Raw genomic sequence first — 16245 nt, 5'->3', positions numbered from 1 at the left:
GCGTGAGCATGGATATTAGCGATTTTTACCAGACATTCTTTGATGAAGCCGACGAATTGTTGGCCGATATGGAGCAACACTTGCTGGATTTGGTGCCTGAAGCACCGGACTCCGAGCAGCTCAATGCCATCTTCCGTGCGGCGCACTCGATTAAAGGCGGAGCCGGAACGTTTGGATTTACCATCCTGCAGGAAACGACCCATTTAATGGAAAACCTGCTGGATGAAGCACGACGCGGTGAGATGCAGCTCAATACCGACATTATCAACCTGTTTTTGGAAACCAAAGATATTATGCAGGAACAGCTCGACGCCTATAAAAGCTCGGCAGAGCCTGATGCCGCCAGCTTTGAATACATCTGCAATGCGCTGCGCCAGCTCGCGCTGGAAGCCAAAGGTGACGCAGCCGCAGCCGTTGTTCCGGCAGCCAAACTGAGCGTTGTCGATGCCGTTACCGCACAAGAGGCGGCCCCGGCCGCCGCTGCGAGTAAAGTGCGCGTGGTGCTGTCACGCCTCAAAGAGAACGAAGTTGACCTGCTTGAAGAAGAGCTGAGTAACCTGGCGAAATTAAGCAACGTGGTGAAAGGCAAAGACAGCCTGAGTGCGACGCTGGAAGAGGGGATCAGCCAGGACGATATCGTGGCGGTCCTGTGCTTTGTTATCGAAGCCGACCAGATCGCGTTTGAAACTGAAACGGCGGCGGTTGACGTGCCAGCGGCAGTGGAAGAGGTGGCGGTTGTTCCTCAGGCGGCCGCGCCTGCCGTTGCGCCTGCGGCGCCGGTATTGAAAGCGGTGCCAAAAGATGCCGCCGCGCCAGGCCGTGGTGAAAAACCGGCCGCGCGCTCCAGTGAATCCACCAGCATCCGCGTCGCCGTCGAGAAAGTTGACCAGCTGATTAACTTGGTGGGTGAACTGGTGATTACCCAGTCGATGCTGGCACAGCGGTCTAACGAACTGGACCCGGTGACCCACGGCGATCTGATTACCAGCATGGGGCAGTTACAACGTAATGCCCGCGACCTGCAGGAATCGGTGATGTCCATCCGTATGATGCCGATGGAATATGTCTTCAGCCGCTTCCCGCGTCTGGTGCGTGACCTGGCCAGTAAACTGAATAAACAGATTGAACTGACGCTGATGGGCAGCTCCACTGAGCTGGATAAAAGCCTGATCGAACGCATTATCGACCCGTTAACGCACCTGGTGCGTAACAGCCTCGACCACGGTATCGAACTGCCGGAAAACCGCATTGCCGCCGGAAAATCCCCGGTCGGGAATCTGATCCTCTCCGCCGAACACCAGGGCGGGAACATCTGCATCGAAGTGACCGATGACGGTGCGGGCCTGAACCGTGAGCGCATTCTGGCGAAAGCCATTTCGCAGGGAATGGCGGTCAACGAAAACATGACTGACGAAGAAGTGGGCATGCTGATCTTCGCGCCAGGCTTCTCGACCGCAGAGCAGGTGACGGACGTTTCCGGCCGCGGCGTGGGAATGGACGTGGTGAAGCGTAACATTCAGGAGATGGGCGGCCACGTTGAGATCAAGTCTAAGCAAGGTTCCGGCACCACCATTCGTATCCTGCTGCCGCTGACGCTGGCAATCCTCGACGGCATGTCGGTGAAAGTGGCGGACGAAGTCTTTATTCTGCCGCTGAACGCGGTGATGGAATCGCTGCAGCCGCGTGAAGAAGATCTGCATCCGCTGGCGGGTGGCGAGCGCGTTCTTGAAGTGCGCGGTGAGTACCTGCCGCTGGTCGAATTGTGGAAAGTGTTCGAAGTGGATGGCGCGAAAACCGAGGCCACGCAGGGGATCGTGGTGATCCTGCAAAGTGCGGGTCGCCGCTACGCGCTGCTGGTTGATCAGCTGATTGGCCAGCACCAGGTGGTCGTGAAGAACCTCGAAAGCAACTACCGCAAAGTGCCAGGTATTTCTGCCGCCACTATTCTGGGTGACGGTAGCGTGGCGCTGATCGTTGATGTGTCGGCGCTTCAGGGATTAAATCGTGAACAACGTGTGGCGTACACAGCCGCCTGATTAAGTAGAAGGTAATAACATGACCGGTATGAGTAATGTAACGAAACTGGCGGGCGAGCCATCAGGGCAGGAATTCCTGGTATTCACTTTAGGCGATGAGGAGTACGGCATCGATATCCTGAAAGTGCAGGAAATTCGTGGTTACGACCAGGTTACCCGAATCGCGAACACGCCTGCCTTTATTAAAGGTGTCACCAACCTGCGCGGCGTGATTGTGCCTATCGTTGACCTGCGCGTGAAGTTCAGCCAGGGCGACGTGGATTATAACGAAAACACCGTGGTGATTGTCCTGAATCTGGGGCAGCGCGTGGTTGGGATCGTGGTGGATGGCGTATCTGATGTGCTGTCCCTGACGTCCGATCAAATCCGTCCGGCGCCGGAGTTTGCGGTCACGCTGTCTACCGAGTATCTGACGGGGCTGGGAGCGCTGGGTGAGCGTATGCTGATTCTGGTGAATATTGAGAAGCTGCTGAACAGTGATGAGATGGCGCTGCTGGATATCGCGGCGAATCACGTGGCGTAATGTTTCTCTAAACGGTTCTGTGAGGCTTTCGTGGAACCGTTTCGTTCAGTCGGGCATTTCGGTTATCTGATTCGCCCGCTGCGGTGAACATATTAAGGGGGCTATTGCAGCCCCCTTATCTTATTCACTTACTGCAGACGTAGTATTTTCTGCTGGTCTTAAGGTGAACGAAACCATTCCGCCAACCCGTTACGCTTCCTGCTCTACCAGCTCAGTCTCCGCTTCGCGCGCCCCTTCATTTTGCGACAGCATCGCAGTCGCAATACCGTTACCCAGCACGTTAATCGCTGAACGTCCCATATCCAGGAAATGATCGATCCCCATCAGCAGCAAAATACCCGCTACCGGAATATTGAAACTCGGGATGGTTGCCGCCAGGACCACCAGCGACGAACGAGGCACCCCCGCAATCCCTTTTGAAGCCAGCATCAGCGTCAGCATCAGCACGGTCACTTCGGTGAAGCTCAGGTGAATATTGTACGCCTGGGCGATAAACATCGAGGCGAAAGAGCAATACACCATAGAGCCCACCAGGTTAAAGGAGTAACCGATCGGCAGAACGAAAGAGGCGATATTGCGCGAGCAACCAAAACGCTCAAGCTGCTCCAGCGTTTTTGGATACGCCGCTTCTGAGCTGCTGGTGGTAAACGCCACCAGCACCGGGTCCTTCAGCATGCTGACCAGGCGGAACACCTCTTTCTTCAGCACCATATAACCGACGGCCAGCAGCACCATGCAGGTGAGAAGGATTGCCACGTAGTAGCCGCCAATAAAGGAGGCGTAGTTCAGCAGAATGCCCAGACCCTGAGTGGCAATCACAGATGAGATAGCAGCGAAAATGGCCAGCGGGGCGACGTACATCACGTAACCCGTCACCTTCAGCATGATATGGGAGACCACATCCAGCGCGGCCACCAGCGGGGCATTGAATTTTTGCCCCAGCGACGCGCCGGCAATGCCGAAGAACATAGAGAAGACCACAATCTGCAGGATTTCATTGTTCGCCATCGCACCGGCGATACTGGTCGGAATGGTATGGGACAAGAACGCTTTCAGCGTCATCCCCCCCACCGCAAGGCCGGTGTCTACCGCCTCTTTCGGGATAGCCAGGTTCAGGCCGCTGCCCGGACGTTCCAGCGTGACGATAAACAGTCCCACCAGAATGGAAAGCACGGATGAGCTAATAAACCACACCATCGCTTTGCCGCCCACGCGACCAATGGTGGAGGTTTCACCCAGTTTCATAATGCCCACGGTCAGCGTGCTGAAGACCAGTGGCGCAATAACCATTTTAATCAGACGCAGGAAAATATCGGTCAGCAGCGTGATGTTATCCGACCATGCTTTGATGGCATCCGCAGAGGCATACTCATGAATCGCCGCCCCTGAAAGAATACCCGCCAGCATGAATATCACGATGAAGAGTGTGAGTTTGTTTGCACTTGCCACGAAAAAAGACCCTCTATGCGCTTTGGTTGCCGTCTGCGCCGATGTATATAGATTTTTTATTACGACGCAGGAAATTATTCGGCACATAAATTGAAGTAAAGCGGAGGGAGATACAACTAGTTTTTAATTTTTATTAATTTTGTTGTTAACGCCTCGACGATATATTGTGATGCAGATCACATTTCGATGGATATATCCTCTGCGTATACGAGAAATAAGGCATTCACAAAGTATTAACATCCTGTTTTATAAATAAATATTCAGTCAATAAGCCATCAGTCTTGCCCTCCGCGGCGCGGGTGGTCGAAGCGGTATCCATAAACTAAATTCTCAATAACCCCCGGAAGAGGAACGTTAAGTGGGGCTAACATCTTGAACAGCAAAAATAAAATGTGGCAAGCGAACGGAAATGTCTTCTGGAGGGTGGTAAATGAAAAGAAAACTCCTTTTGATCTGTGCAGGCACGTTGCTGACGGCGACAACAGCCCAACAGGCGCTGGCGGTGACCAGCAGCGGTACTATTGGCGCGACGTTAACCCTGACGAACGGTTGTCTGATAAACGGCTCGCCCACGCAAAATGGCATTAACTTCGGGACCCTGGATTTCGGCACCCATCCCGCAACGTTTTCCACCCTGACGACGCAGTTGACCGGTGCCAGCGGCGGTAACACGTTCACCATTCAATGTACGACCGCCAGCTATACGGTGGCGATCACCGGGAATACCAACTCCACCGCGCCGGGTACCGTCGTGGGGACGCCAGGCACGCCTGCGCGCTATCTGGTCAACACCACCAATGCTGCACAGGGTGTGGCTTACAGCCTGTATAGCGACAGCGGATTTAACAACGTCGTTGCCAACAACGCGGCACTACCAATAGCGTCAACCGCCGGGGGCATCGACAGTTACACACTTTTCGGGCGCATTACCGGGGGCGGTAACAGCGTTACGGTCGTTCCGGGTACCTACACCGACACGATTAACGTCAGCGTCACCTACTAGTTTCACGCAGCCATGAAGGCATCCATTTTGCGTCTGCGCAACAGCGCGGAGGGGATCGTGCACCCTTTGTACGCGCTGATCGTCTGCCTGATGCTGGTGCCTGCGGCGGGTGCTGTGACGTCACAGTCATTTAAGGTCAGCGCGACCATTGTGCCCGGGTGCGCGGTATCCACGGGCAGCGGAGGACTTTTCGGTACGCTCGATTTCGGTACCCACAACGGGGTGGAGAGTGCCCCGGTGAGCACCAGTTTTGTGCCTAACGGGGCCTTGTCCATCGCCTGCACGCCCGGCGTGGCGCTGAGTATGAGCATTAACGGCGGACAGAATTACTCCTCCGTTCGGCGTATGAAGCGCTCAGGGGGAACGGAAGTGGTGGGATATCGCCTTTACAGCAGCAGTTCGCTGGCGGCGAACAGCGAAATTGGCGTCAATCAGGCAATACCGGTGACCTATACCAACAGTAATAACATTGCGCTGCCGCTTTTTGGCGTGGCGCTGCTGACCGGGTTTAGCCCGGCAGGAACGTATTCTGATCAGCTCACCGTGACCTTGTCATGGTGATAAAGGGAGACAGTCGATGAAGCCATTTTTCAGACACCTTTGTCTGGTGAGTTTGTTGGGGGGAATGGCTGCGGCGACAGGCCAGGCGCAGGCGGCGGCAACCATTCTGTTGTGGCCCATCGATCCGTGGTTGTCAGCGGATGCCAAAGCCACTGAATTATGGATCCAGAATCAGGGGAACAGCGCAACGACAATGCAGGTCCGCATTGTGCGCTGGAAGCAGGAGGGCGGTTATGAACGCTACTCCGCACAGCAGGACGTGGTGGCCAGCCCGCCCATCGTCACCATTGGCAAAGGCAGTAAGCAGCTTATTCGTTTGATTAAGCAGGGTACGGTGCCGCTCGGCGTCGAACAGGCCTACCGCATTATTGTGGATGAAATCCCCCAGCCGGATGCCAAAGCCGAGCCGGCCATTGGCCTGAAATTGCAAATGCGCTACTCCATTCCTTTGTTCGTTTATGGACAGGGGATCCCGACCCTAAAAGAGGGGGCGCATCATGCGCTGGTGGAGACCAAAAATCTGAGCTGGCGGGTGACGCAGGAGAAGGGACATCCTGCCCTGGAGGTCCGTAATCAGGGGGATGTGCACGTCAAACTCAGCCAGGTGGCGCTGGAGCAGGGCGGGCAGAAGCGGACGGTTGCAGACGGATTACTCGGGTATGTGCTTGCGGGCAGCACCCGCACCTGGTCAATCCCGGCCGGAATAGGTCAGCCAGACCGGCTGAGCGCGCAGATTAATGCCAGGGATACGCAATGGCAGTCGACGCCCGTCAACTGAAACCGGCGATGATGATCCTGCTCTGCGTCAGTACCAGCACCTGGGCTGAGCCCGGCGATGACAGTTTACCGCCGCCGCCGCAGGCTCAGGCGTTGAACGGCGAAGCGGTCTTTCAGCTCTCGATTGTGTTGAATCACTACGACACCGGTATGGTGGTGCCCGTGACGCAGCGCGAGGGGGCATTCTTTATTTCCAGCGCCGACCTGCTGCGGGCAGGGCTTCCGCCGGAGCATGTGCCTGCCGGAGACGTGAACCTTTCTACCCTGCCGCAGGTGCGCGTAGAGTACGACAGCGCGGCGCAGCGTCTGCTGCTGGGCGTTCCGGCCGACTGGGTCGCCTCACGCGTGACCCCTTTCAGCGGACAAATGTCACAAAGCAAACCACACTTCGGGCGTGGAGCACTGCTCAATTACGATCTCTACACCAACCATACGGAACATGTCGGCGGACAGGCCTCGCTCTGGCATGAATTCCGCTACTTCAATGAGAACGGCTCCTTTTCTTCAACCGGCTATGCCCGGGAAAATTTCACCGGAAACGACGGTCAGCAGGAAGGGTATGTGCGCTATGACACGACGCTTCTGATGACGAACGAGGACGAGGCAACGACCTGGACCGCCGGGGATGTGATCAGCGATGCCCTGAGCTGGAGCACCAGCGTGCGCATGGGCGGGATCAGCTACGGGCGGGATTTCTCCCTGCGTCCTGACCTCGTGACCTGGCCACTGCCAGAGTTCTCGGGCGAAGCGGCGGTTCCCACCTCGGTGGATCTCTTTATCAATGGCTATCGTTCCGGCTCGACCCAGCTTCAGCCGGGACCGTTCACCCTGACCAATCTGCCCTATATCAACGGAGCAGGGGACGCGGTACTGGTCACCACCGATGCGCTGGGGCGCCAGGTGAGTACCACGCTGCCGTTTTACGTCACCAGCGAATTGCTGAAACAGGGCCTGAGCGACGGGGCGGTGACGCTCGGCAGCCTGCGGCGTAATTACGGCATCAAGAATTTTGACTACGGCCCGGCGGCGGGTAGTGGGTCGTATCGCTATGGCGTTACGGACTGGTTGACGCTGGAGGGCCATGCCGAAGGGGCAGAAGCACTGGCGCTGGGCGGGATGGGGACGGTGGTTAAATTGGGTCGGTTTGGCGTCGTGAATACCGCGTATTCTCAAAGCCGTATGCGCGGAGATAATGGCGGGCAAATCAACTGGGGCTATCAGTACAGTACCAGTGAATTTAGTGTAGCGACACAGCATACGCGGCGCGATCGCGACTTTGGCAACCTCGCCCTCTATGACCAACCTACGGTCTATGACGAAAATGACCGGCCCATCGCCAGTTTTAGTCGCAACACCGACCAGTACTCTCTCACCTTTAACCTGGGCGAGTATGGCAGTCTCGGTGCTGCGTGGATCGGCGTGGAGAGCTTTGACAACCAAAAAACCGAACTGCTGAATCTCTCCTGGAGCCGCAATCTGTGGGGGGCGAGCAGTATTTATCTGGCCGCAAGCCGCGATCAGCAGCGGGGAGACTGGACGGTGGCCATGTCGCTTCAGGTGCCGCTGGGAGAGCGTGACAGTGCCGCCGTAACCTATGAAAACACGCCAGATGCCGGCAGCACGCAGCGTATCAACTACAACCACTCCATGCCTTCCGACGGTGGCTTTAGCTGGAACATGGCATGGGCCAACCAGTCGAAAGCCAATGATTATCAGCAGGGAACGCTGGGCTGGCGCAATAACAACATCGAACTTCAGGGCGGTGGTTATGGCGAAAGGGACATGATGACCTGGTGGGGAGAGGCGATGGGCGCGATTGTGCTGATGGACGGCGAGCTATTTGCGGCAAACAAAATCAACGATGCGTTTGTGGTGATCAGCACCGACGGTCACCCGGACGTTCCCGTCAGTTATGAAAACCAGCCGGTCGGCAAAACGAACAATAACGGCTACCTGCTGGTCAGCGGTGTATCGGCTTATTACCCGGCCAGTTATCGCATTGATACCCTTAATCTGCCCGCGGATACCCGGCTGAAAGAGACAGAGCGGCGGATCGCTATTCGCCGCCACAGCGGTTATCTGGTCGATTTCCCGATGGAGCAGGAGCGGGTGGCAAGCGTCATTCTGCATGACAAGCAGGGGCAGGCTATTCCGGTGGGAAGCCAGGTTCGACGTGCCTCGCGCAACAATGCGGTGGTGGGGTATGACGGCATCGCCTGGCTGGAAAATCTCAGCGATGTGAACCCGCTTGAGGTGATTACGCCAGACGGAAAACACTGCTCGGCCACGCTGACCGTGGGGGCCAACCCGGAACATAAGCTGCAGACATACGGACCGCTGATTTGCCGGGAGGAACGGTGAAGCGCTTACTGCTATTGATGCTGCTGCTGTTTTCTGGCGGCGGCTGGGCGGCGTGTACCGTCAGTACGGTAAATGCGTCATTTGGTAGCGTCACCTCGTTCGCGCTCAGCGGAACCGGGGAGGTCGAAACCACCGGCAGGCTGATCGTGGCATGCGACGCTGTGCTCAATCTTCTGACCAACGACTCGGTGACGCTGAACTACACCGCCGCGTCGGTTTCAGGCAACAGCCGTGCCACCATGAAACGCACCGATAATGCGGCCATCACGGATGTGATCCCCACCCGGTTGTGCGGGTTAACGGGGTGTTCGAGCAACAGCGAAGTGCAAATCAGCAAAGCTTATACCTGGAGCGGCAACACCCTGCTGGGATTACTGGGGTCAAAACAGTACAGCATTCCGCTTTATTTCCGCACCGTTGCCGGACAAAACGTCACAGCCGGGCCCTATCAGGTGCTGCTCACCTTCAGCATCAACTACAGCGTCTGTTCCGTGGGCGTGCTGGGCCTTTGCACCGTTCCCCAGACAGGCACGGCGACCACCAGTATTCTTCTCAACATGACCGTTACCAACGACTGCAGCGCCATGACCACGCCTGACGTCAACTTCAACAGTGCGCCGCTGGTGCAAAGTTTCCCCACTGTCTCGCAGGCGATTGCCGTCACCTGTACCAAAGGAAGCACTTACACTATCGGAATTAATAATGGTGCCAACGCGCTGAATAATGTTCGCCGCATGGTGAGCGGCAGTAACTACATGAGTTACGACATTTATAAAGAAGCCACGACCAACCGCTGGGGTGGCAGCGGTACCGAGCGCTGGACCAGCGCAACCTCATCGCAGGTCAGTACCGACGGTTTATTGCGAACCTACAACTACACTGCCAAAGTCCTTACCAGCCAGTCTACGCCGCCTGCCGGCACCTACACCGACACGCTGATCGTTGACGTTGCGTTTTAACCCCGCGCTTTTCCCTTTCTCAAATGTAAAGTTCCTGTAGTCAGTGCCGATAACACCGTTAATAAATCTATGAGAAGGTGTTGTATGTTGAACCGTATCCGCGTTGTCACAATGCTTATGATGGTGCTGGTCATTTTCGCACTTCTTCAGCTTACCTCCGGCGGGCTTTTTTTCTCGTCACTTAAACAAAACCAGGACAGTTTCGCCGCCTCGAACGATCTCCGCGTACAGCAGAGTGAACTGACGTCGACGTGGGATCTGATGCTGCAAACGCGTATCAACCTGAGCCGCTCTTCCGCCCGCATGATGATGGATCCAAATAATCAGCAGAGCAGTGCGAAAACGGAACTGCTGAAAAATGCGCGGGCGACCCTTGCTGACGCAGCGAAACACTACGACGCCTTTAAGAAAATCACGCCACAGCCTGCCATGGCGCAGGTGAGCCAGAATATCGATGAAAAGTACAACGCCTACTATGCCGGTCTGACGGAGCTTATTCAGTTCCTGGAAAGCGGCAACATGGACGCGTATTTCGCGCAACCTACCCAGGGGATGCAAAACGCCCTTGGTGCGGCACTCGGGGAATACGCCAAAGCCAGTGGCGACCTGTATCACTCGGCCTTTACGCAAAGCCAGAATGATTACCGCTTTGCCAAATGGCAGATGGCCGTCATGGCGCTGGCGCTGGTCATCGTGCTGGTGGGCGTGTGGTACGGCATTCGCCACATCCTGCTTAATCCTCTCGGTCGCGTCATTGCCCACATTCGCGAGATTGCCGGTGGTGACCTGACCAAAACGCTGACCGTCTCCGGGCGCAATGAAATTACCGAGCTGGCAAACAGCGTTGATCATATGCAGCGCTCGCTAATTGAGACCGTCGCCAACGTGCGTAACGGATCGGAAGCCATTTATACCGGTACCAGCGAAATTGCGATGGGCAACAACGATCTGTCGTCGCGCACCGAACAGCAGGCGTCGGCGCTCGAAGAGACCGCCGCCAGCATGGAGCAGCTTACCGCGACCGTGAAGCAGAACGCGGACAACGCCCGTCAGGCCTCACAGCTGGCGGAAAGCGCGTCCGAAACGGCGCAGCGAGGCGGTCGCGTGGTGGACGGCGTGGTGAAAACCATGCACGAAATCGCCGACAGTTCGAAGAAAATCGCCGACATCATTAGCGTTATCGACGGCATCGCTTTCCAGACCAATATCCTCGCCCTCAACGCCGCCGTTGAAGCCGCACGTGCGGGCGAGCAGGGGCGCGGGTTTGCCGTGGTGGCCGGGGAAGTGCGCAACCTTGCCAGCCGCAGTGCCAACGCGGCGAAAGAGATCAAGGCCCTGATTGAAGACTCCGTTTCCCGCGTCGATACCGGCTCCGTGCTGGTAGAAAGCGCAGGGGAAACCATGAATGACATCGTGAATGCCGTTACCCGCGTAACGGACATCATGGGTGAAATCGCCTCTGCGTCGGATGAGCAGAGTCGTGGTATCGACCAGGTTGCTCTGGCGGTATCGGAAATGGATCGCGTGACACAACAAAACGCCGCGCTGGTGCAGGAGTCCGCTGCGGCGGCCGCTGCGCTGGAAGACCAGGCAAGCCGTCTGAAGATGGCCGTCTCGGCGTTTCGTCTCGCTTCACTCGCTGGAAACACGGTCACCCCGCAAGCAACGTATCTCGCGCCTGCCGCAGCAGCGGCAGCGACCCGTAAACCTGCAGCGACGACCGGACATGAAAACTGGGAAACATTTTGACTGACATTTAAACCGCGGCTGCTTGCCGCATGATGGGAGCGTGGATGTTAAATCGTATTCGTATCTCGACCACACTGTTTTTGATTCTGATCCTTTGCGGTGTGTTGCAGGTTGGCAGTAACGGGTTGTCTTTTTGGGCGTTTCGCGATGGCTATCAGAATTTGCAGGAAGTTGAGGCGAGTAACCAGCAGCGCGCCGCCGTGGCACAGACGCGCGCCGTACTGTTGCAGGCAAGCACGGCGCTGAACAAAGCGGGAACCTTAACCGCCCTGAGTTATCCGCCGGATGACATCAAGGCATTGATGGTGACCGCGCGCGTCAGCCTGAAGCAGGCTGACGCGCAGTTTAACGCCTTCGCGGCACAGGACGCCGGCAGCGCGGAAGTGAAGGCGCTGAAAGTCGCGATGAAGAAGCGTTTTGATCAGTGGCACAGCGACCTGGATCACCAGGCGACCTGGCTTGAGAACAACCAGCTCTCGGACTTTATGACCGCGCCAGTCCAGGTGTCCCAGGTGGCGTTTGACGCGAGCTTTAATGCCTGGCAGCAGAACATTAACCAGTTTGTCCAACGCGCCGGGAATGACAGCCGTAAAAACTACCATATGTCAGGCGTGATTTTTGCCGTGGTGGTGATTCTGGCGGTGCTGCTGACCGGCGGTGCCCTGTACTGGTCGCGCAGAATGATTGTGCAACCGCTGGCGATCGTCAGCAGCCACTTCGACAGTATTGCGAAGGGTAACCTGGCGCGTCCGGTGGCGGTGTACGGCAAGAACGAAATTTCGGCGATTTTTGCCAGCCTGAAGGCGATGCAGGGCGCCCTGCGGGAAACGGTCTCCGATGTGCGACAGGGCAGTTATGCCATGCACACCGGGATCTCGGAGATTGCGGCAGGCAATAACGATCTCTCATCGCGCACCGAGCAGCAGGCAGCTTCGCTGGCGCAAACGGCTGCCAGCATGGAGCAGCTCACCGCGACGGTAAGCCAGAACGCGGATAACGCGCGTCAGGCGTCTGACCTGTCCAGACAGGCGGCGATGACGGCGAAGAAGGGGGGCGATCAGGCCTCTCACGTGGCCAGTACCATGCAGGACATTGCCGCCAGTTCACAGAAAATTGGCGACATCATCAGCGTGATTGACGGTATTGCGTTCCAGACCAACATTCTGGCGCTGAACGCGGCCGTTGAAGCGGCACGAGCCGGTGAACAGGGGCGTGGTTTTGCGGTTGTGGCCGGTGAAGTCCGTAATCTGGCGAGCCGCAGCGCCAACGCCGCGAAAGAAATTAAAGGGCTGATTGAAGAGTCCGTCTCGCGCGTCCAGCAAGGTTCTGCCCTGGTGGACACGGCGGCGAAAACCATGCACGAAATCGTCACCTCCGTTACGCGGGTTAACGACATCATGGGCGAGATTGCTTCTGCGTCCGATGAACAGCGTCGCGGAATTGAGCAGGTGGCCCAGGCGGTAAGCCAGATGGATCAGGTCACGCAACAAAACGCCTCGTTAGTGGAGGAAGCGGCAGCGGCAACCGATCAACTGGCCAGCCAGGCGGATCATCTGACCGGGCTGGTCGCGGTATTTAATGTGAAAGAGCACGTTGAAGCAGTAACAGAAGTCGGGCGGTCGCAGGCCGTGCCAGTTGTATCCTGAATGTAATTAAGAAGGCGCTATGACATCACCAATGCCCCCAGGGCAAACGTCATTACTGTTGCAGATGACACAGCGCCTCGCGCTGTCCGACGCGCATTTTCGTCGGATATGTCAGTTAATCTACCAGCGTGCGGGGATTGTGCTTGCCGATCATAAGCGAGACATGGTCTACAACCGTCTGGTGCGGCGCTTGCGTACGCTGGGGCTGGACGATTTTGGTCGCTATCTGAGCATGCTCGAAGCGAACCAGAACAGCGCAGAGTGGCAGGCTTTTATTAACTCGTTAACCACCAACCTGACCGCATTTTTCCGTGAAGCTCACCACTTCCCGGTCCTGGCGGAGCACGCGCGTCGCCGCAGCGGGGAGTATCGCGTCTGGAGTGCGGCCGCCTCAACCGGGGAAGAGCCGTACTCGCTGGCGATCACCCTTGCCGACACGCTGGGCATGGCGCCTGGACGCTGGAAAGTCTACGCCAGTGATATTGATACCGAAGTGCTGGAGAAGGCACGCAACGGCGTGTATCGCCAGGATGAGCTGAAAACGCTGTCACCTCAGCAGTTGCAGCGTTACTTCATGCGCGGAACCGGCCCGCATGAAGGCCTGGTGCGCGTGCGCCAGGAGCTGGCGAACTGTGTCGAATTCGCGCCCGTTAACCTGCTGGATAAGCAGTACAACGTGCCGGGGCCGTTCGACGCTATTTTTTGCCGTAACGTCATGATCTATTTTGATAAAACGACGCAACAGGACATTCTGCGTCGGTTTGTTCCGTTGCTCAAGCCTGACGGTTTACTGTTTGCCGGGCACTCGGAAAACTTCAGCAACCTCGTGCGTGAGTTTAGCCTGCGTGGGCAAACGGTATATGCGCTGAGTAAGGAAAAAGCATGAGTAAAATCAGGGTGTTGTCTGTCGACGATTCTGCGCTGATGCGCCAGATCATGACTGAAATTATCAATAGCCACAGCGACATGGAGATGGTGGCGACAGCGCCTGATCCGCTGGTAGCGCGGGATTTAATTAAAAAATATAACCCCGACGTGTTAACGCTGGATGTCGAAATGCCACGCATGGATGGCATTGATTTCCTGGAAAAATTGATGCGCCTGCGGCCCATGCCGGTGGTGATGGTCTCATCCCTGACCGGAAAAGGATCTGAAATTACCCTGCGTGCGCTGGAGTTAGGGGCGGTGGATTTTGTCACCAAACCTCAGCTTGGCATTCGTGAAGGGATGCTGGCGTACAGCGAAATGATCGCCGAGAAGATCCGCACCGCGTCACGTGCGAAGCTTGCCGCGCACAAACCGATGGATGCACCGGTAACGCTGAAGGCCGGTCCTTTACTCAGTTCGGAAAAACTGCTGGTGATTGGGGCGTCAACCGGGGGAACAGAGGCAATTCGTCATGTACTCCAGCCATTGCCGCTTTCAAGTCCGGGTATTCTGATCACGCAGCATATGCCGCCAGGCTTTACCCGCTCGTTCGCCGAGCGTCTGAACAAGCTGTGTCAGATCAGCGTGAAAGAGGCGGAAGACGGTGAGCGCGTACTCCCCGGCCATGCGTATATCGCACCGGGTGACAAGCATATGGAGCTGGCGCGCAGTGGCGCTAACTATCAAATCAAAATTCATGACGGGCCGCCGGTAAACCGGCACCGTCCGTCGGTGGATGTGCTGTTTCATTCGGTGGCGAAACATGCGGGGCGCAACGCCGTTGGGGTGATCCTGACGGGGATGGGTAACGACGGTGCCGCCGGAATGCTTGCAATGCACCAGGCTGGCGCCTGGACGATTGCGCAGAATGAAGCAAGTTGTGTGGTGTTCGGCATGCCGCGCGAGGCCATCAATATGGGTGGCGTGAGCGAAGTGGTCGATCTTAGCCAGGTAAGCCAGCAGATGCTGGCGAAAATCAGTGCCGGACAGGCAATACGTATTTGACTCAGGAGTATTATTTTATGGCGGATAAAGAGCTTAAGTTTTTGGTTGTGGATGACTTTTCCACCATGCGTCGTATCGTACGCAACCTGCTGAAAGAGCTGGGCTTCAACAACGTTGAAGAAGCAGAAGACGGCGTTGATGCGCTGAACAAACTGCAGGCGGGCGGGTTTGGTTTTGTTATCTCCGACTGGAACATGCCAAACATGGACGGTCTGGAACTGCTGAAAACCATCCGTGCGGACGCGGGAATGGCGTCATTGCCGGTTCTGATGGTGACCGCAGAAGCGAAAAAAGAGAACATTATTGCCGCAGCACAGGCGGGCGCTAGTGGCTATGTTGTGAAGCCGTTCACTGCGGCCACCCTGGAAGAGAAGCTCGGTAAGATCTTCGAGAAACTCGGCATGTGAGGTGTTGGTTATGATGATGCAACCTGCTATGAAACCCGTTGAAGAACACTCGCCCAGCGATATCATTGCCCGCATCGGCAGCCTGACACGCATGCTGCGTGACAGCCTGCGTGAACTGGGGCTGGACCAGGCAATTGCTGAAGCGGCGGAAGCCATTCCGGATGCCCGCGATCGTCTGGACTACGTTGTGCAGATGACCGCTCAGGCGGCTGAACGTGCGCTGAACAGCGTTGAAGCGTCACAACCGCATCAGGATGCGATGGAGAAAGGCGCGAAAGCGCTGACCAAACGCTGGGATGAGTGGTTTGAGAATCCAATCGAGCTGGCGGATGCCCGCGAGCTGGTCACGGATACCCGTCAGTTCCTGGGCGATGTGCCGGGCCACACCAGCTTTACCAACGCGCAGCTGCTGGACATCATGATGGCGCAGGATTTCCAGGACCTCACGGGCCAGGTTATCAAGCGCATGATGGATGTGATTCAGGAAATTGAACGTCAGCTGCTGATGGTGCTGCTGGAGAACATTCCGGAACCGGCCGCTCGTCCAAAACGCGAGAACGAAAGCCTGCTCAACGGTCCACAGCTCGACGCCACCAAAGCGGGCGTTGTGGCAAGCCAGGATCAGGTAGACGATCTGCTGGACAGCCTTGGTTTCTGATTGAGGTGATGACCCTCAGGTTGCGTGCGCAACCTGAGGGTATGCCGCTTAATTTTGAGTGCATAACGCTGGGGTGGCTGGCCCTTGCTCACGCCCTGCTTGCTGACAGTGTTGCCAAACGCTATCTCAAATTTTTTTTTGCCGTTTTTTACTCATCACCCGATTGCTCCGACGCTGAACTGGC

At 56.6% G+C, this 16245-nt stretch carries 14 protein-coding genes; 13 read left to right on the top strand and 1 reads right to left on the bottom strand.

Annotation, left to right across the window (positions count from 1 at the left end):
• The first annotated feature begins 2 nt into the window (after nt 1-2).
• Together cheA and cheW are read left to right on the top strand one after the other, a co-directional pair.
• Entirely contained in the window at nt 3-2036 is a 2034-nt protein-coding gene (gene cheA, locus AM379_RS22485; RefSeq protein ID WP_020883375.1) for a chemotaxis protein CheA, read from the top strand.
• 19 nt (nt 2037-2055) lie between these two features.
• Complete coding sequence (gene cheW, locus AM379_RS22480; RefSeq protein WP_014170674.1) at nt 2056-2559, top strand: chemotaxis protein CheW; 504 nt, start codon at nt 2056-2058, stop codon at nt 2557-2559.
• A gap of 189 nt (nt 2560-2748) precedes the next feature.
• Here the strand turns inward: cheW and AM379_RS22475 are convergent, their stop codons facing one another.
• The gene (locus tag AM379_RS22475; protein ID WP_025203835.1) at nt 2749-4008 is read right to left on the bottom strand and encodes a dicarboxylate/amino acid:cation symporter; all 1260 of its coding nucleotides are present in this window, start codon (nt 4006-4008) and stop codon (nt 2749-2751) included.
• Between the two features lie 430 nt (nt 4009-4438).
• On the opposite strand from AM379_RS22475, the gene AM379_RS22470 reads away from it, so the two are divergent.
• The 11 genes from AM379_RS22470 (at nt 4439) to cheZ (ending at nt 16061) form a co-directional block, all read left to right on the top strand.
• Nucleotides 4439-5011 carry a spore coat protein U domain-containing protein gene (locus AM379_RS22470; RefSeq protein WP_032678439.1) on the top strand — a complete coding sequence of 191 codons (573 nt, stop codon included), beginning with the start codon at nt 4439-4441 and terminating at the stop codon, nt 5009-5011.
• 12 nt (nt 5012-5023) lie between these two features.
• Nucleotides 5024-5572 (top strand): Csu type fimbrial protein, encoded by a 549-nt coding sequence (locus AM379_RS22465; protein ID WP_032678438.1) that lies wholly within the window; start codon nt 5024-5026, stop codon nt 5570-5572.
• A 16-nt stretch (nt 5573-5588) separates the two neighbouring features.
• A complete protein-coding gene (locus AM379_RS22460) occupies nt 5589-6350 on the top strand; it encodes a fimbrial biogenesis chaperone (protein WP_014170669.1) in 762 nt (253 codons plus the stop codon).
• Nucleotides 6326-8710, top strand: coding sequence for a fimbria/pilus outer membrane usher protein (locus AM379_RS22455; protein WP_106504280.1), 2385 nt, complete (start codon nt 6326-6328; stop codon nt 8708-8710). The genes AM379_RS22460 and AM379_RS22455 overlap by 25 nt, the downstream gene beginning before the upstream one ends.
• Entirely contained in the window at nt 8707-9669 is a 963-nt protein-coding gene (locus AM379_RS22450; RefSeq protein WP_020883381.1) for a Csu type fimbrial protein, read from the top strand. The genes AM379_RS22455 and AM379_RS22450 overlap by 4 nt, the downstream gene beginning before the upstream one ends.
• An 84-nt stretch (nt 9670-9753) precedes the next feature.
• A complete protein-coding gene (gene tar, locus AM379_RS22445; protein WP_020883382.1) occupies nt 9754-11418 on the top strand; it encodes a methyl-accepting chemotaxis protein II in 1665 nt (554 codons plus the stop codon).
• Between the two features lie 44 nt (nt 11419-11462).
• Nucleotides 11463-13064, top strand: a complete 1602-nt coding sequence (tap, locus tag AM379_RS22440) for a methyl-accepting chemotaxis protein IV (RefSeq protein ID WP_032678436.1) — start codon at nt 11463-11465, stop codon at nt 13062-13064.
• A gap of 19 nt (nt 13065-13083) precedes the next feature.
• Entirely contained in the window at nt 13084-13950 is an 867-nt protein-coding gene (gene cheR / locus AM379_RS22435; RefSeq protein WP_014170664.1) for a protein-glutamate O-methyltransferase CheR, read from the top strand.
• Nucleotides 13947-14996 carry a protein-glutamate methylesterase/protein-glutamine glutaminase gene (locus AM379_RS22430; RefSeq protein WP_014170663.1) on the top strand — a complete coding sequence of 350 codons (1050 nt, stop codon included), beginning with the start codon at nt 13947-13949 and terminating at the stop codon, nt 14994-14996. Before cheR ends, AM379_RS22430 begins: the two co-directional genes overlap by 4 nt.
• A gap of 17 nt (nt 14997-15013) precedes the next feature.
• Nucleotides 15014-15403, top strand: coding sequence for a chemotaxis response regulator CheY (cheY, locus tag AM379_RS22425; protein ID WP_000763862.1), 390 nt, complete (start codon nt 15014-15016; stop codon nt 15401-15403).
• Nucleotides 15404-15416: 13 nt separating this feature from the next.
• Entirely contained in the window at nt 15417-16061 is a 645-nt protein-coding gene (gene cheZ / locus AM379_RS22420; protein ID WP_013096065.1) for a protein phosphatase CheZ, read from the top strand.
• Nucleotides 16062-16245 lie beyond the last annotated feature (184 nt).

Origin of the sequence: Enterobacter cloacae complex sp. FDA-CDC-AR_0132 (genome assembly GCF_003010695.1) — a bacterium.
Taxonomy (GTDB): domain Bacteria; phylum Pseudomonadota; class Gammaproteobacteria; order Enterobacterales; family Enterobacteriaceae; genus Enterobacter; species Enterobacter ludwigii.
This window is presented reverse-complemented; position numbering and strand designations above follow the sequence as displayed.